General features: G+C 71.7%; 13 protein-coding genes. 8 read left to right on the top strand and 5 right to left on the bottom strand.

Annotated elements, in window-relative coordinates:
* Window positions 1-21 precede the first annotated feature (21 nt).
* From EV380_RS15805 to EV380_RS15785, 5 genes are all read right to left on the bottom strand, one after another.
* The gene (locus EV380_RS15805; protein ID WP_130451919.1) at window positions 22-1,299 is read right to left on the bottom strand and encodes an MFS transporter; all 1,278 of its coding nucleotides are present in this window, start codon (window positions 1,297-1,299) and stop codon (window positions 22-24) included.
* On the bottom strand, window positions 1,286-1,945 hold the full coding sequence (locus EV380_RS15800; RefSeq protein ID WP_130451918.1) for an ArsR/SmtB family transcription factor: 660 nt from the start codon (window positions 1,943-1,945) through the stop codon (window positions 1,286-1,288). The genes EV380_RS15805 and EV380_RS15800 overlap by 14 nt, the downstream gene beginning before the upstream one ends.
* A 67-nt stretch (window positions 1,946-2,012) precedes the next feature.
* Window positions 2,013-3,446 carry an alanine racemase gene (locus EV380_RS15795; RefSeq protein ID WP_130451917.1) on the bottom strand — a complete coding sequence of 478 codons (1,434 nt, stop codon included), beginning with the start codon at window positions 3,444-3,446 and terminating at the stop codon, window positions 2,013-2,015.
* Window positions 3,443-5,074, bottom strand: coding sequence for an FAD/NAD(P)-binding protein (locus tag EV380_RS15790; protein WP_165391984.1), 1,632 nt, complete (start codon window positions 5,072-5,074; stop codon window positions 3,443-3,445). The genes EV380_RS15795 and EV380_RS15790 overlap by 4 nt, the downstream gene beginning before the upstream one ends.
* The gene (locus EV380_RS15785) at window positions 5,071-6,090 is read right to left on the bottom strand and encodes a pyridoxal-phosphate dependent enzyme (RefSeq protein ID WP_130451915.1); all 1,020 of its coding nucleotides are present in this window, start codon (window positions 6,088-6,090) and stop codon (window positions 5,071-5,073) included. Before EV380_RS15785 ends, EV380_RS15790 begins: the two co-directional genes overlap by 4 nt.
* Window positions 6,091-6,349: 259 nt before the next feature.
* On the opposite strand from EV380_RS15785, the gene EV380_RS15780 reads away from it, so the two are divergent.
* The 8 genes from EV380_RS15780 (at window position 6,350) to EV380_RS15745 (ending at window position 16,229) form a co-directional block, all read left to right on the top strand.
* Entirely contained in the window at window positions 6,350-7,381 is a 1,032-nt protein-coding gene (locus EV380_RS15780; protein ID WP_130451914.1) for a LacI family DNA-binding transcriptional regulator, read from the top strand.
* A gap of 47 nt (window positions 7,382-7,428) precedes the next feature.
* Complete coding sequence (locus EV380_RS15775) at window positions 7,429-9,090, top strand: ABC transporter substrate-binding protein (RefSeq protein WP_130451913.1); 1,662 nt, start codon at window positions 7,429-7,431, stop codon at window positions 9,088-9,090.
* Between the two features lie 119 nt (window positions 9,091-9,209).
* Window positions 9,210-10,187 carry an ABC transporter permease gene (locus EV380_RS15770; protein WP_102160385.1) on the top strand — a complete coding sequence of 326 codons (978 nt, stop codon included), beginning with the start codon at window positions 9,210-9,212 and terminating at the stop codon, window positions 10,185-10,187.
* Between the two features lie 14 nt (window positions 10,188-10,201).
* Window positions 10,202-11,155 carry an ABC transporter permease gene (locus tag EV380_RS15765; RefSeq protein WP_130451912.1) on the top strand — a complete coding sequence of 318 codons (954 nt, stop codon included), beginning with the start codon at window positions 10,202-10,204 and terminating at the stop codon, window positions 11,153-11,155.
* Window positions 11,152-12,072 (top strand): ABC transporter ATP-binding protein, encoded by a 921-nt coding sequence (locus EV380_RS15760; RefSeq protein ID WP_130451911.1) that lies wholly within the window; start codon window positions 11,152-11,154, stop codon window positions 12,070-12,072. Before EV380_RS15765 ends, EV380_RS15760 begins: the two co-directional genes overlap by 4 nt.
* Entirely contained in the window at window positions 12,069-13,034 is a 966-nt protein-coding gene (locus EV380_RS15755; protein ID WP_130451910.1) for an ABC transporter ATP-binding protein, read from the top strand. The genes EV380_RS15760 and EV380_RS15755 overlap by 4 nt, the downstream gene beginning before the upstream one ends.
* Window positions 13,031-14,569 (top strand): glycoside hydrolase family 32 protein, encoded by a 1,539-nt coding sequence (locus tag EV380_RS15750; protein WP_130451909.1) that lies wholly within the window; start codon window positions 13,031-13,033, stop codon window positions 14,567-14,569. The genes EV380_RS15755 and EV380_RS15750 overlap by 4 nt, the downstream gene beginning before the upstream one ends.
* Window positions 14,570-14,603: 34 nt before the next feature.
* Window positions 14,604-16,229: a glycoside hydrolase family 32 protein gene (locus tag EV380_RS15745; RefSeq protein WP_242607658.1), complete on the top strand. Its 1,626-nt coding sequence runs from the start codon at window positions 14,604-14,606 to the stop codon at window positions 16,227-16,229.
* Window positions 16,230-16,374 lie beyond the last annotated feature (145 nt).

Genomic DNA, 16,374 nt, shown 5'->3' with positions numbered 1-16,374 from the left:
GATCGGTGAACCCGGGCGGCTTCAGGTCGCGACCGGAACTTTGCGCGACCGGTGCGCCCAGATCAGCACCGGGATGAGCAGCAGAGCCAGGAAGCCGCCGGCCGTCGACAGGAAGGCGTAGCTGGTGGCGGCCATGACCATGCCCGACATCATCCCGCCGCCGGCTCCGGCGAGCGCGATGCCGACGTCGATAGTGCCCTGCGTGCGGGCGCGGTTGGCCGGGACCGTCGCGTCGACCACGAGGGCGGTCCCGGAAATGAGCCCGAAGTTCCAGCCCAACCCGAGAAGCACGAGGGCGAGGATGAGCAGCCCGAGCGAATCCCCGGGCGCGAACGCCGCAACGCCGCCCGCGGCGAGTAGCGTGACCCCCGCGGCGACCGCCACGGGGATGCGGCCCAGCCGGTCGACGAGCAGGCCCGTGACCAGCGACGGCAGGAACATGGCCGCGACGTGCAGCCCGATGACGAGGCCCACGGCGCCGAGCCCGTGGTGGTGGGCGCGCATGTGCACGGGCGTCATCGTCATGATCGCGACCATGGCGATCTGCGTGAGCACCATGACCGCCGCTCCGACGTACGCGCCCGTGCCCGGGCGCGGCGCCGGGCCGTCGGTCTCCGGGCTCGCCGCCCGTTCCGCGGCCTCGATGCTCCGCGCCAGCAGGAACGGATCCGGCCGGAGCATCGCCAGCAGCGCCGCGCCGGCCGCCAGATAGGCGGCCCCGGCCAGCAGGAACGGCCCGGCGAGCGCGGGAATCCCCAGGCCCGTCGCGAGGTGCCCGAGCGGCTCCACGAGGTTCGGCCCGGCGACGGCGCCCAGCGTGGTCGAGACCAACGCGATGCTCACGGCGGTGCCGCGCTTCTCGGGCGCGGCCAAATCCGTGCCGGCGTAGCGCGCCTGCAGGTTGGTCGCGGTGCCCGCCCCGTAGACGAACAGGGAGGCGAAGAGCAGCACGACGTCGCCGGTCACCGCCGCTGCGACGACGCCGAACGCGCCGAGTCCTCCGGCACCGAATCCGAGGCCGAGGCCGATCCGGCGGCCCCAGCGTTGGGTGAGGCGCCCGACGAGGAACGCGGCGAGCGCGGAGCCGAGGGTGAACAGGGCCGTGGGGACGCCGGCGAGTCCCTCCGAGCCGAGCATGTCCTGCGCGAGCAGTGCGCCCACGGTGATCCCGGCAGCCAGTCCGGCACCACCGAGGACCTGACTGGTCACGACCACGCCGAGGGTGCGTCGCTGGACGCGCGCAATCTCGGCGGCGTCCGGCGCTGCGGACGCGGCCGGCTCCACCTCACGCGACGGCAAGACGCACCTCCCGGGAGGCGCGCCATTCGACGACGCCGCCGACCATCGCCGCCGCGTCGACGCCGCGCTCGCGCAGCCAGGCGGCGGCCTCGCGGGCCATGCGGCACAGCTCGCCGCGGCAATAGACGACGACACGCACCCCGTCGGGGATCTCTCCGTAGCGATCCTCGAGCTCGGCGAGCGGGATCGAGACCGCCGAGACGAAGTGGCCCGCGTCGTACTCCTCGCGCGGGCGCACGTCGAGCACGAACATCTCTGCGGTCACGGCGGCCGGGTCCACGGCGGCCGGCTGCGCTGGCCCTAGGTAGGACTCGAGCGCCTCGCGGAGTCGCGGCGAGCGCGCCAACGCGACGCGCTTGGCCGCGGTGTAGAGCTCAGCGACATCGTCACCCGCGAGCCGGTAGCGGATGCTGTTGCCCTCCCGGCGCGTGGCGACGAGCCCGGCGCGTTTGAGCGTCTGCAAGTGCGCCGACGTCGTCGTGACCGCGGCACCCGTGGCCCGGGCGAGCTCCTCCACGGCGTGCTCGCCCTGGGCCATGAGCTCGAGAAGCTCCAGCCGGCGGCCGTTCGCGACGGCCTTGACGATCTCGGCGAAGGAGTCGAAGACGTCCGTCTTTTCCGCCGTTCCACTATTCCAAGCATTCATGGAATAGGACTCTAGCACCGGGTCCGTGTCGCCGGAACTCCGCGGGCGCGATCCTGCCCCGGACGACTCATGCCCCGGCGACCGGCCCGTCGATGAGGTCCCCCTCGAAGCCGTTCGCCCTCCGGATGACGTTGGCGGCGAGCGGGATCTGGTGGGACGCACTCTCGATGATGTGCATGAGGTAGCCGCCCGTATTGGGGAACGCGACCACGTCGTCGCGCCGCACGCCGGCCGGGAAGCTCAGGCGCCGGCGCAGGATGAGTTCGTCCTCGATGCAGTACGCGCCGACGAGGTACGCCTCGACGGGGTCGGCGCCGGCCGCGTCGGGCGGACGCACCAGGAGCGGATCCATGAGCACGTCGAGCGAAGTCGAGCGCATCTGCGTGCGATTCATGTGCAGGCCGACGAGCGGGACGCCGTCGGCGCGCTTCTTGCGGAAGGCGACCGACGCCAGCGTCAGCCCGCAGCCGTCGAGGAGCGCGCGGCCGGGCTCGCAGCGCAGTTGCAGCCCCCGCTCGCGCAGGGCCGTCGCGACGCTCGTACCGCCGACGCGGCCGGTCAGCACCTCCTCGAGCCACGGGCCGCGGGTGGCCTCCTGCCAGAACGGATAGACGCCGCCGGACCCGTCGAGCCCCAGCGGGTCGTCGTTCCAGGTCAGCTCTCCGGTCAGCGCTCCACCGGCGGCCAGGTCCGCACGCCGCGCGCGCATCGCGGCCCAGAACTCATCCCACTGGGTCCGGTCGTCGAGGTACGTCATCGGGATGCCGCCGCCGATGTCGACGAACCGCACGTCGTGCCCGTGCCCGCGCAGCCGGTCGACGAACGCGAGCGCCTCGCCCAGCACCGCGATCCGGTCCGCGGCCGCGTACCCGTGCAGGTGGAAATGCACGCCGGCCACCCGCACCCGGTCGCCCGCGACGCCGAGCGCCTCGATCCATTCCGCCGGCGCCAGTCCGAATCGCGTGGGCCGGACGCCGGCGGTCTGCGCGGCGATGCGCAGCGCGACGTCGGCCCCGCCGGCCCCGGCCTCGGCGAGCAGGTCGTCGAGCTCGTCGCGGTTGTCGAGGCTCACGACGACGCCTGCGTCCAGGGCGCGGCGCAGGGTCGCCGGCGGTTTCACGGCGGAGGTGAGGATGATCTTCTCCGGCTCGACCCCTCGGTCCAGCACCTGGGCGAGCTCGTCGTCGCTCGCCACGTCGACGCCGGCCCCGGCCGCGCGCGCCGCGTCGACGACCGCCAGCGCCTTGTTCGCCTTGCGGGCCACGTACACCTCGAAGTCGACGCCGTGCGCCGCGGCGGCCGCCCGCAGCTCGCCGATGTTCCGCGCCAGCGGAGCGGTGTCGATGACGTTCACGGGCGAACCGTGCTCTGCGATCAGCGCACGGCAGACCTCGTGGTCGGCCAGCAGGTCGCGCATCCACGGCTCGAGCCGCGCCGTCAGCGGCTGCGGCCCGGCGCAGAGGCTCCTGTCCACGGGGGCCCTTGTCGGTGTGGTGTTCATGCGCGTGCGTGTTCCTTCCGTGGGTTGCGGCGCGGGTCCTGCGGGCGGGCGAGTCGTTCGACGACGGCGGCCGCCCACCGCCGGCCGTCGGCGTGCAGGGTGCGGTCAAGCGTGTCGTGGCCGAGCACGGGATCCTCCGTGGGCCGGCCCAGGCACGCGAGCCACTCCGTCCGCCGGCCGTCAGGTCTCAGGCAGGCGGCGTCGGTGTCCGTCAGGAGCCCTCGCTCGCCGGGCCGCACGCTGATGAGGCCGCGGGCGTGCAAGTCCGCGTAGAGCGGGTCGTGGAAGTCGGTCACGGAGACCTGCAGTGCGGGGGCGGGCGTTCGGGCGGGCTCGGGCGCCGTCGGCACCGGCTGGCGCAGCACGCCGGGGCCGGTCGTCACCGCATCCACGAACTCCCCCGCCGGCATCCCGGCTCGGATCTCCACGATCCCGGCGCCGACCAGGGCAAGCAGCTTGCGCACGGTCTCCGCCGGCGGGCCGAAGGCGGTGCGTTCCTGGCAGGCCGCCGCGGCGCGAAAGCGCCTCTGGTCGCGCGCGGTGCGCGGCACGCGGTCCAGTGCGCGCACCATCTCGCGGTAGAGGCCCTGCCAGAGCCGACCGAGGATCCACGCCTCGTCGGGGCGGCGCAGCCCGGCGTCGATCTCGAGCCGCTGACGCAGGAACTCGGCCTGCCGGCGCCCGGCCCACACCTCGGCGTCACGTTCGGGGCGCCCGGTGAGCAGCGTCCGCCAGAGCCGCAGGCCGGTGGTCTCGACGCCGAAGACGGCGGCTGCTTCGGCGGCCGCGCCGAGGAGCACTCGCCACAGCGGATCCAGCGACACCGGTGACGCCGGCCGCACCGCACCGGCCGGCGTCCCGCGCATGGCTGTCGCCCAGGCCCTGATCCGCTCGGTGGCCGCGTCGATGACCGGCCCCAGCTCCGGGTGCCTGCGCTCGGGTTTGGGCGACAGGACGGCCCCCGTGCGCGAAACGAGGCGGATGCGCGCGGGCTCGGCGCCGGAGGGTTCGTACGCGAGCAAGCCGAGTCGGTCGCCGGGGATCCGGCTCCAGCGCCCGCCGCGTCCTTCGGTCAACAGCAGCACCGCATCGAGCCCGGTCAGCGCTGCCCCGCGCACGTCCACACACCCGCCCGCTTCCGCCGCCGCGACGGCCTCCGGGAGCCGCGCACCGGGCCCCGCGTGCCCGGTGCACAGCAGCACCTCGTCGAACCCGTCGGCGTCGAGCAGCCCCGGCCCGGTACCGAGCCCGTGGATCCGGCGCCGATGGTGGCGCAGGTCGAGCCGCGGGCTCCGCGCCAGCCGGTCGAAGGCCAGGCCCAGGTACTCGCCCACGATCCGGCGCGGCGGGAACGACTCCCCTGCGTGCGCCGGGTGCGTGCGCGCGATCCACTCGCTCAGGGTCTCGCCGAAGCCGGAGAAGCGCGCGTCGACCATCGCCGCCGGCGCGTTCAGGCGCAGCACTGCCGGCAACTCCGGATCCCAGACGGCACCGCCGGGTGGCGCCGGATCGAAAACGTCGACACTCGCCCGGGCGTCGGAGGGCAGTCGCTCGTGCAGTTCCTGCAGCGCGAACAGCGCCTTCGGCCCGGCGCCGACGACGGCGACGCGCACTTCAGGTGCGTTCACGGCGCCGCGTTTTCTGCGTACGACGGCGGCAGCGGCCCGTCCAGCGCGCCCGCGCCGAGCAGCCCCTCGGCGACGTGCGGGTACGCGGAGGCGACCCAGTCGTCGTCGTACACGGTGTCCAGATACGGCACGCCGGAATCGTGCACGAGGACCCCGACGCGCGCGCCGAGCGCGCCCTCGTCCGCGGCGAGGCTCCGCGCCAGGGCGGCGACGATCGCTCCGGTGGAGGCGCCCGCGAGCAGGCCCTCGGTGCGGGCGAGGCGGCGGCAGCCCCAGATCATGTCGGGTTCCGGGACGCGGACGATGGCGTCCGGGGCGGCGTGATCGTGCAGCGCTGGCAGGACACCGGCGCCGAGGCCGGGCAAGCGGCGCGGCGCGGGATCGCCGCCGAAGAGGACGGAACCGGCGGCGTCGACGGCGACGAGGCGCGTGCCCAGCCCGTGCTCGCGCACGTAGCGGTGGCAGCCGACGAGCGTGCCGGTGGTGCTGGTGGCGACGAAGAGGGTGTCCAAGGTGCCGGCCGCGGCGAGGAACTCCGGCATGGTGGACGTCTCGTGGGCGCGCGGGTTGTGGCGCGAACCGTACTGATCTGTGGTGACGGCGCCCTCGATCTCGGCCAACAGCTCGCGCACGCGGAGCCGGCGAGCGGCGAGCAGGTTGCCGTCCTCCGGGTCGACGCGGTCCACGCGTGCGCCGAACGCCTCCATCATGCGCACGGCGGCAGAGTTGGCGTTTTCATCGACGACGGCGACGAAGCGGTAGCCGCGCAGGGCGCAGTGCCGGGCGAGGGCGATGCCGAGGTTGCCCGAACTCGATTCGACGACGGTGCCGCCGGGGAGCAGGAGCCCGTCGGCCTCAGCGCCGTCCAACAGTGAGGCCGCGGTGCGCTCCTTGGTGCTGCCGGCGACCTGCAACTGGTCGAGCTTCGCGAAGATCCTCGCCTGCGCGTCCGGGAACAGCCGGTCCAGTTCGACGACCGGTGTCTGCAGCCAGTTTCCACCATCCGGGGTAATCATGGAGCCCTCCTCGTCACGAGTCTGCAACGGCCGGCACGAGATGCGCAGCCTGCTCACATCATGACCCACTGTGCCATCGCGGCGGCGCCTGCGGCGCGCCGTGCCGCGGATTCACGGCCAGTATTCAGGTTCCCCGCCGGCGTCGGGCGACAAGCAGGGAATGTGACCCTTGACACGTGTTAGTGAAGCGCGTTACCTTTGATCCATGCGCTGGTAACGCGAGTTACTAGCAACCGAAACACCTACACGAGGAGCATCGATGGAGACCACACCGGGACGGGCCGTCACCATGGCCGACGTCGCGCGCACGGCCGGCGTCAGCCGGACCACGGTCTCCTTCGTGCTCAACGACCGCTCGGGGGCCAACATCCCGGCCTCCACCCGGGCGCGCATCGCCGAGGCCGCGGAACGGCTCGGCTACCGACGCAACGCCGCAGCCCGGGCGCTGGCCAGCCAGCGGTCCGGGCTCTTCGGGCTGGTCACCGAAATCGTGACGAGCCCCTTCGCCGCCGATGTCATCAAGGGCGCGCAATGGCAGTCGTGGGAGGACAACCGCTTCCTCCTCATCGCCCCCAGCGAGAACGAGCAGGACATGGAGTCGGCGGCGATCGAGAAGCTGCTCGAGCAGCGCATCGAAGGCCTGATCATCGCGGCCTCGTGGCACCAGGCCGTCCGGGTTCCGGAGAACGCCCACCAAATCCCGACCGTGTTGGTGCACTGCTTTGACGAGTCGGGTCGGCTGCCGAGCATCGTGCCGGACGAAGAGGCCGGGGGCAGGGCTGCCGCGCGGGAGCTGTTGGCGTCCGGCCACCGCGAGATCGCCCACATCACCCTGCCCCCGGGCATCCCCGCGCAGGTGGGACGCCTCCGAGGCTTCGGGGGTGAGCTCTCCGCCGCGGGCGTCGCGCTCCCGGACAAGCGGGTCGTCGCCGGCGACGGCACCGCGGAGAGCGGCTACCGGGGTGCGGCGGAACTTCTCGACGGACCGAACCCGCCGACGGCGCTCTTCTGCGGAAACGACCGCATGGCCATGGGCGCCTACGACGCCGTCAAGGAACGGGGTCTGCGGATCCCCCACGAAATCTCGATCATCGGCTTCGATGATCAGCAGGCACTGGCCGACAGTCTTCGGCCGGGCCTGACGACCGTCGCCCTCCCCTTCGAGGAGATGGGCGCCGCCGGGGTCAGGAAACTGGCCGAACTGACAACGGGCAGCCGGGAGACGAGTTCGCACCTCGCCCTCGACTGCCCGCTGCGACAGCGTTCTTCAGTTGGAATCGCACTCCGCTGAAGAACTCACCCTCCCGCACCACCATTTGATCCGGAAGAGGTCACTTCATGATATCCACATCCATCCGGCGCGCCCTGTTCAGGGCCGGCGCCGTCACCGCGATAGGGGCCCTGGCCCTGACCGGCTGCACGGCGACGCCCGACGACGGCGCCGCCGAGTCCGGCCCCATGCTCACCGTCCCCCGTGAAGACATGGGCACGTTCTCCCAAAACTTCAACCCGTTCTCCCCCAACGCCGCACCCATGACCACGCAGTCGGTCTACGAATCGCTGCTGATCTACAACCCCGCCGGCGGCGACACCGTCCCGTGGCTCGCCGAGTCGTGGGAGGCCGCCGACGACGGCCTGTCGCAGACCTTCCACCTGCGCGAAGGCGTCAAGTGGTCCGACGGGGCGGACTTCGTCGCCGCCGACATCGTCACGACCTTCGAGCTGCAGCGCGAGCTGCTCGGCGGCTTCGACTACCTCGACACCGTCAAGGCCATCGACGAGAAGACCGTGCAGTTCACGTTCAACCGGAAGTTCTCCCCGGCGCTCTTCGAGGTCGGACAGCAGGTCATCGTGCCCGATCACATCTGGTCCGAGTTCGAGGACCCGGGCAACGAGGAGAATCCGACGCCGGTCGGCACGGGCCCCTACACCGAGGTCTCGAACTTCCAGACCCAGTCCTTCGACCTGCTGCCCAATCCGAACTACTGGCAGCCGGAGAAGCAGAAGATCCCGGGCGTGCGGATGCTCGCGTTCGCCGGCAACGACGGCGCCAACCTCGCCGCGGTCAACGGCGACGTCGACTGGGCGCCGCAGTACATGCCCGACATCCAGTCCACGTTCGTGGACAAGGACCCGGAAAACCGGGCCTACTGGTTCCCGCCGACCGGCGCCGAGATCAACTGGCAGCTGAACACGACGCTCGACATGTTCGCCGACCCCGACGTCCGCAAGGCGCTGAGCATGGCGATCGATCGCGAACAGATCGTGAAGGTCGGGATGTCCGACTACACGATTCCCGCGGACTGCACGGGCCTCTCGGGCAACTACGACGAGTGGCGCGACGCTGACGTCGTCGCCGACTGCGACTGGACCGGGTACGACGCCGACGCGGCCGCCGAGTTGCTCGACGACGCCGGCTTCACCGCCGGTGCCGACGGGCAGCGCACGACGCCGGACGGCGAGCCGTTCGCGTTCGACATCTCCGTCGGCTCGACCTCCTCCGACTGGCTCTCGGTCGCGAACATCATCGCGCAGAACCTCCAGGACATCGGCGTGAAGGCCACGGTCGATTCACCCGACTGGGCCGCCGTCGTCGCCGGTTACGAGACCGGCGAGTTCGAGACGGGGATCGTCTGGAGCGCCAACGCGCCCACCCCGTACCAGTACTACCGGAACATCATGTCCACCGAGTCGGTCAAGGACGTCGGAGAGCAGACGTTCGACAACTACCACCGGCTCGGCGACGAGCGCGCCGACGAGTTGCTCGCCGACTTCGCCGCGACCTCCGACGAGGCCGAGCAGGCCGACATCATGAGCGAGCTGCAGCGGATCTACTCCGAGCTCGCGCCCGTCGTGCCGCTCTTCCCCGGCCCGGAGTGGGGCGCCTACACGACCGACAACTTCGTCGGCTGGCCCACCGAGGAGGACCCGTACGCCACGCTGGCTACCCGGGCCCCGACGACGGTCCTCGTGCTGACCTCGCTCGAGCCGGCCGAGTAGGCCCCGGCGCCACCCGGCGCATCCACATCCGCCCGGATCCAACGGGCGCAGCACCCGCGCACCCGGCGCGGCGGCGAGACCGCCGCGCCGGCTCCGCCACCCCCTTCGGAAGGACAGTCATGGGCTTCATCCTGCGCAGGCTCGGTTTCTACCTCGTCGCGTTCTGGGCCTCCATCACCCTTAATTTCATGCTCCCCCGGCTCATGCCGGGCGACCCCGTCACCCGCATGCTCTCCCGCTCACAGCAGCGACTCGACCCGCAGCAGGTCGAATCCCTGCAGCGACTCCTCGGCGTCGAGGGCGGCCCCTGGTGGCAGGAGTACTTCGCCTACATCGGCCGCGTGTTCACCGGCGACTTCGGCGTGTCGATCTCTCGCTTTCCCACCCCGGTGAGCGAGGTCATCGCCGCCCAGCTGCCGTGGACGCTGCTGCTCGGAGCGGTATCCCTGTTCCTGGCCGTCATCATCGGCAACCTCCTCGGCATCCTTGCGGCCTGGCGCCGCGGCGGGGCGCTGGATTCGGTCGTGCCGCCACTGCTCGTGTTCATCGGATCCTTCCCGTACTTCTGGCTCGCGATGGGCTCGCTCTACGTCTTCGGGGTCGCCCTCGGGATCTCGCCGCTGCGCCACGCGTTCTCGGTCGGGCTCACCCCGTCGTGGGACCTGACCTTCATCTCCGACGTCGCCGCGCACCTCATCCTTCCCGCCCTCTCGATCGTCCTCGTCTCGATCGGCGGCTGGATGCTCGGCATGCGCAACACCATGATCTCGACCAACGCCGAGGACTACATCCTGATGGCCGAGGCGAAAGGCCTGCGTCCGCGTCGCATCATGTTCAACTACGCGGCCCGCAACGCGCTGCTGCCGTCCGTGACCAACATCGGCATGAGCCTCGGCTTCATCGTCGGCGGCGCGCTGCTCACCGAGGTCGTCTTCGCGTACCCCGGCGTCGGCTACCAGCTCTTGGCCGCCGTCCAGGGGCTCGACTACCCCCTCATGCAGGGCCTGTTCCTGACGATCACCGCGGCCGTCCTGCTCGCGAACTTCCTCGTCGATCTCGTCTACGTCCGCCTCGACCCGCGCGTGCGGGTCGGTTAGCCACGGAGGAAACCATGGCACTAGCGCCACCAGCCCCGCCGTCCACCGGGACCGCCGGCCCGCCGCCCGGCCGCGCCTCGCTGCGCTTCCTGCGGGCCCTCGGCCGCAACGGCAAAGCCGTCGCCGGCCTCGCGATCCTCGCGATCTTCATCGCCTTGGCCCTGCTCGCCCCCGTCCTCTTCCCCGAGGACCCCTCCCGCATCGGGTCCGGCGGTGCGAGTGCGCCCGGCGCCGAACACTGGCTGGGCACCACGGCCAAGGGGCAGGACGTGCTCGCGCTGACCGTGTGGGGCTCGCGCTCCTCGCTGTTCGTCGGCGTGATCGCGGGCATCCTCGCCACGATCGTCGGCATCATCGTCGGGCTCGCCTGCGCCTACTTCGGCAAGGCCGTCGACGACGTCCTCTCGCTCCTGACGAACGTGTTCCTGCTGCTGCCCGGGCTGCCGCTGCTCGTGATCCTCGCCGCGTTCATGCCGCCGGGCCTCGGCACGGTCATCATCGTCCTTGTCATCACCGGCTGGGCGGGCAGCGCCCGCGTCCTGCGGTCGCAGGCCCTGTCGATCCGGGGCAAAGACTACGTCGCGGCTGCCCTCGTCACCGGCGAGCGCCCGCTGCGGATCATGCTGCGGGAAATCCTGCCCAACATGGCCTCGATCGTGATGACGACCCTGCTCGGCAGCGTCATCGGCGCCATCGGCGCGCAGGCCGGCCTCGAATTCCTCGGCCTCGGCGACGCCAACACCATCTCGTGGGGAACCAACCTGTTCTGGGCCTCCACCGACGGCTCGCTCATGCTCGGCCAGTGGTGGATCTTCGCCCCTTCCGGCCTGGCCATCGCCCTCGTCGCCTTCGCCCTGGCGATGTGCAACTACGCGGTCGACGAAATCACCAACCCGCGGCTGCGCAAGCCCCGGCGCGCGGCCAGCGCGAACGCCCCGACCGCCGTCACGCAAGGAGCACAAGCATGAGACCAGTTCTCGACATCGACGAGCTGACGGTCGAATACGTCAGCGACGAGCGCTCCGTCCGCGGCGCCGACCGCGTCAGCCTGCAGATCGCCCCCGGGGAGATTCTGGGGCTGGCCGGTGAATCCGGCTGCGGCAAGTCGACGATCGCCCACTCGATCATGCGCCTGCTCAAGGATCCGGCGCGGATCACTCACGGGTCCATCCGGTTCGACGGCGCCGACGTGCTGGGCATGGCCCCCGACGAGCTGCGCTCGTGGCGCTGGCGCGAGGTGGCGATGGTGTTCCAGTCGGCCATGAACTCGCTCAACCCGGTGATGCGGATCGGCGACCAGCTGGCCGACGTCTTCACGACCCACGAGCGAATGCCCAAGCGGGCGGCGGCGGCGCGGGCCGCCGAGCTGCTCGAGCTCGTCGGCATCCCCTCCTCCCGGATCGACGCCTACCCGCACCAGCTCTCCGGCGGCCAGCGCCAGCGCGTCGTCATCGCGATGGCCTGCGCGCTGCGGCCGCGGCTGCTCATCCTCGACGAGCCGACGACGGCGCTCGACGTCGTCGTACAGCAGGAGATCCTCGCGCAGATCCGCGAGCTGCAGGCCGAGCTCGGCTTCGCGGTCCTGTTCATCACGCACGACATGTCCCTCATGCTCGAGCTCTCCGACCGGATCGGCGTCATGTACGCGGGCCGGATCGTCGAGCTCGCGCCGGCGTCGGCGCTGCGGCGCGAACCGCGCCACGCCTACACGCAGGCCCTCATGGGCGCGTTCCCGCCCATCACCGGCCCGCGGGTGAAGCTCACCGGGCTCGGCGAGGGCGTGCGCTTCACGTCCATCGGCGACCTCGCGGAGGTCGCGCCGGGCCACTTCGTCGCCCCGGCCGACACCACGGAAGCACCCTTCGAGAAGGAGACGCAGCGATGAGCACGACGACGGCCCCTCCCGCCGCCGGGACCCCGGCGGTGCGGATCCGCGGCCTCAACAAGACCTTCACCTCGGGGAGCTTCGTGTCCCGCACGCGGCTGCGGGCCCTGCGGGACATCGAGCTCGAGATCGGCGCCGGCGAGATCGTCGCCCTCGTCGGCGAGTCCGGCTCCGGCAAGTCGACCCTCGCGCGCTGCATCGCCCGGCTCGAGCAGCCGGAGACCGGCTCGCTCGAGGTCTTCGGCGAGAACGTGCTGGCCACCCAGCGCCGCGGCGCCTCGCGCGGCTACCGCCGGTGCGTGCAGATGGTCTTCCAGGACCCGTTCGGTTCGCTGAACCCCACGCACCGGGTCGAGCACGTGCTCGAGCGCTCCCTGTGCGTGCACGGCAAGGCCGGATCGAACGTGCGCGCCCGGCTCGTCGAACTCGTCGAGTCCGTCGACCTGGACCCGGCGGTCCTCAGCGCGTTCCCGCACGAACTCTCGGGCGGGCAGCGCCAGCGCATCGCGATCGCCCGCGTCCTCGCCGTCGAACCAGAGGTCATCCTCGCCGACGAACCGACGTCGATGCTCGACGTCTCCGTGCGCATCGGCGTCCTGAATCTGCTGGCCAAGCTGCGCGACGAGCACGGCATCGCGATCCTCTACGTCACGCACGACCTCGCCTCGGCCCGGTACCTGGCGGACCGGACGATCGTCATGAACGCCGGCTCCATGGTCGAGGGCGGGCCATCGATGCGGCTGCTCGACGACCCGCAGCACCCCTACACCCGCCTCCTGGTGGGCGCGGTACCCGACCCGGAGCGCACCGAACCCTTCGACCCCGACGCCCGGGCGGAACTGCGCCGCGAGATCGCCGACTGGACGGCGGCGCCGGGCCAGCGCCGCGAGGTCGTCGACGCCGCCACCGCCCACTGGGTCCTGACGCCGCACGAGCACACCTCACGACAGGAGAACGCATGAACCCCGCCGCCGCCCCGGCCGCCGACATGATCGAGGCGGCGCACGCGGACCTGCTGCGCCCGGCCTACCACTTCACGGCCCCGGCCGGCTGGCTCAACGACCCCAACGGCGTCAGCCAGGTCGACGGGACGTACCACCTCTTCTACCAGTACAACCCGGACGGGCCCTTCCACGACCGGATCCACTGGGGCCACGCGGTGAGCGAGGACCTGGTGCGCTGGCGCGACCGGCCGATCGCCCTCGCCCCCGGTACCGGGCCCGACCGCGAGGGGTGCTGGTCGGGTGTCCTGGTCGACGACGACGGCACGCCGACGATCATCTACTCGGGCCGCGCCGACGGCCGCGAACTGCCCTGCCTGGCCACCGGATCACCCGATCTCGACGCGTGGACGCCGCGCACCGAGCCGATCATCGACGCGCCTCCCGCCGATCACGAGATCACCGAGTTCCGCGACCACTGCGTTTGGCGCGAGGGCGGCCGGTGGCGCCAGCTCGTCGGCAGCGGCATCGCCGGCGCGGGCGGCACGGCGTTCCTGTACGAGTCGGAGGACCTGCGCTCGTGGACCGAGCTCGGCCCGCTCGCCGTCGGCGAGGCCGGTGAGGAAAGGCTCGACGATCCCGACTGGACCGGCACCATGTGGGAGTGCGTGGACTTCTTCCGCATGAGCCGGGGCGCGGACGGCGCCACGGCCGCCCCGGACGGCACGAGCGACGACGAGCACGTGCTGATCTTCTCCGCCTGGCACGAGGGTCACACGCTGCATCCGCTCGTCGCGATCGGCTCCTACGACGGCCGGCGGTTCGCCATCGAGCGGGTCCAGCGCCTCGACCTGGGCGGCCGGCACGCCTACGCGCCGCAGACATTCCGGGACGCCTCCGGCCGCCGCATCCTCTGGTCGTGGATGCAGGAGGGGCGCGACGACGCCGCGACGGCCGCCGCCGGCTGGTCCGGCGCCATGACCGTCCCGCGCCGGCTGTGGCTCGACGCGTCCGGAACGCTGCGCAGCGAACCCGTCGCCGAAGTCGCGCAGTTGCGGGGCGTGCAGCTCCTGCCCGGCCCCTCCGGAACCGGGAGCGCCCTCAACGGGGCCGCCTCGCCGGCGGTCACCGCCCTGTCGGGAACGGCCCTGGACGTGGAGTTCACGGCGGACATCGCCGCGGGCGGCGGCGTCGACGTCGAACTCTTCGCGACCGCCGACGGCGCCGAGCGCACGGTGCTGGAACTGCACCGGGACGACGACGGCCTGCGCGTTCGCCTGGACCGCTCGGGCTCGACGCTGGCGGCGGGTTGCGACCCGTCGCCGCACGCCGGCGTCGTTCCCGGCGCCGGGGCGGACACCCGGGTGCGGATCCTGCTCGACCGCTCGAGCGTCGAGGTCTTCGTCGACGGCGTCGCCCTGACGACGCGCGTCTACCCGACCCGGCCCGACGCCGATCGGATCCACTTCGCCACCCTCGGCGACGCCCGCATCGGCTCCGCTCGCGCGTGGGCGATGGACGGGACCGAGGAGCCCGGCCGCGTCCTGCACCCCTGACCGCACCACCATCGAACCGACAGCGAGGTCACCCATGTCCGAGAACAACGCTCCCCAGGCCAAGCGCAGCACCCCGCAGCTCGGCCGCCGCTCGATGCTCATCGGCGGCGCCGGCGTCGCCGCGACCCTAGGAGGAATCATGCCCGCAGCCGCCGCGCCCGGGAACGGCAAGTCCGGCCATGCCAACCCCGGCGGACCGAGCGACAAGTCCGCCCGGGCGGTCGTGGAGCACTCGTACCGGCCCGCCTACCACTTCAGCGTGCCCGACAACTGGAAGAACGACCCACAGCGCCCCGTCTTCGTCGACGGCGAGTACCTGTACTACTACCTCTACAACGAGGATTACCTCGCCGGCGGCCCGGGCACCTCCTGGCGTTTAGCCACCACCACGGACCACGTCTCGTTCGTGGACCGGGGCGTCGCGATCCCGAAGTTCAGCAACGACAACGGCGACTGCTGGTCGGGCTGCGTCGTCGTCGACCACGAGGACACCGCCGGGTACGGCGCCGGCACCCTCGTCGCCCTCGTCACCCAGGCACCCGAGGGCAGACAGGCCCAATACCTCTGGTACTCGAGAGACAAGGGCCGGACCTTCGCCCCGGGCGGCGACGAGCCGGTTCTGCCGAACCCGGGGGTGCACGACTTCCGCGACCCCAAGGTCTTCTGGGACGAGACGCGCGGCCGCTGGTTCATGGCCAACGCGGAGGGACAGCGCTTGGCGTTCTACAGCTCGCCGAACCTCCGCGACTGGACCTACGTGGCCGATTTCCCCCGCGACGACCTAGGCCTGTTGGAGTGCCCGGACCTGTTCCGCATGCGCGCAGACGACGGCACCGATCACTGGGTCCTCGGCGTCAGCGCCAACGCCAAGGCGCGGGACCTTCCGGCCACCTACGCGTACTGGACCGGCGAGTTCGACGGCGCTTCGTTCACCCCGGATGCCGACGAGCCCGAGTGGCTGGATCGCGGCTTCGACTTCTACGGCGCGGTCACCTACGAGGGTCACGACGACGACGGTCAGCCGGACCCCGAACTGCGCCACGCGATCGGCTGGGCGAACTTCTGGGACTACCCGCACAACGCCCCCAGTTTTGTCACGGACGGGTACAACGGCGACGACATGATCGTGCGCGACGTCCGACTGATCCGCGACGGCGGCCGGTACGTCCTCGTCTCGCAGCCGACTTCGGCGCTGCGAGGCTACGCCACGGCGACGCACCGGCTCGGCAACGTGAGCCTGTCGGGGAACAAAGATCTCGACATCCGCTCCCGCGCGTTCGAGCTGACGTGCACGCTGGACTGGAACCCGGCGAAGCCGCCCGGCAACATCGGGTTCGAGCTCTGCCGGGCACCGGGCGGCGGGCGCCACGTCGCCGCGGGTGCCGTCATCGGCGACGGCTTCACCTACGTGAATCGCCGGCCCACCTTCAACCCCGGAAACGGCGGCGAGTCGCAGGTCCCCTTCGACTCGGCGACCGGCGAGCTGGAGGTACGGATCCTCGTGGACCACGCGAGCGTGGAGTTCTTCGTCGGCAACGGACGCGTGGTGCACTCCCACCGCGTCTTCCCGCTCGCGGGCGACGACGGCATCCGCCTGTTCGTGCACGACGGCGAGGCCGTCTACCGCGACCTGACGATCCGGGAACTCGCGGTCGGCTGAGAGCCGCGGGGCCGACGGCCAGGTGCAGGATTCGGGCGCCGCCGGGCTGGACGCCCGGCGGCGCCCCCGTTCACAGCCATGCGCGCCCGGCATGGCACGGTGCCCATCCGGACGATTCCCTCCCCACGTGCCCCGGTGCGTCGTA

Source organism: Zhihengliuella halotolerans (assembly GCF_004217565.1).
Taxonomy (GTDB): domain Bacteria; phylum Actinomycetota; class Actinomycetes; order Actinomycetales; family Micrococcaceae; genus Zhihengliuella; species Zhihengliuella halotolerans.
The sequence above is the reverse complement of the archived record's forward strand: the minus strand, read 5'-3'. Positions and strand labels throughout refer to the sequence as shown.

What these genes read in the sequence shown, in the direction of transcription:
- EV380_RS15780 (WP_130451914.1), top strand. Translation starts at nt 6,350, where the DNA reads ATGGAGACCACACCGGGACGGGCCGTCACCATGGCCGACGTCGCGCGC.
- EV380_RS15765 (WP_130451912.1), top strand. Translation starts at nt 10,202, where the DNA reads ATGGCACTAGCGCCACCAGCCCCGCCGTCCACCGGGACCGCCGGCCCG.
- EV380_RS15755 (WP_130451910.1), top strand. Translation starts at nt 12,069, where the DNA reads ATGAGCACGACGACGGCCCCTCCCGCCGCCGGGACCCCGGCGGTGCGG.
- EV380_RS15760 (WP_130451911.1), top strand. Translation starts at nt 11,152, where the DNA reads ATGAGACCAGTTCTCGACATCGACGAGCTGACGGTCGAATACGTCAGC.
- EV380_RS15775 (WP_130451913.1), top strand. Translation starts at nt 7,429, where the DNA reads ATGATATCCACATCCATCCGGCGCGCCCTGTTCAGGGCCGGCGCCGTC.
- EV380_RS15800 (WP_130451918.1), bottom strand. Translation starts at nt 1,945, where the DNA reads ATGAATGCTTGGAATAGTGGAACGGCGGAAAAGACGGACGTCTTCGAC.
- EV380_RS15785 (WP_130451915.1), bottom strand. Translation starts at nt 6,090, where the DNA reads ATGATTACCCCGGATGGTGGAAACTGGCTGCAGACACCGGTCGTCGAA.
- EV380_RS15795 (WP_130451917.1), bottom strand. Translation starts at nt 3,446, where the DNA reads ATGAACACCACACCGACAAGGGCCCCCGTGGACAGGAGCCTCTGCGCC.
- EV380_RS15750 (WP_130451909.1), top strand. Translation starts at nt 13,031, where the DNA reads ATGAACCCCGCCGCCGCCCCGGCCGCCGACATGATCGAGGCGGCGCAC.
- EV380_RS15745 (WP_242607658.1), top strand. Translation starts at nt 14,604, where the DNA reads ATGTCCGAGAACAACGCTCCCCAGGCCAAGCGCAGCACCCCGCAGCTC.
- EV380_RS15770 (WP_102160385.1), top strand. Translation starts at nt 9,210, where the DNA reads ATGGGCTTCATCCTGCGCAGGCTCGGTTTCTACCTCGTCGCGTTCTGG.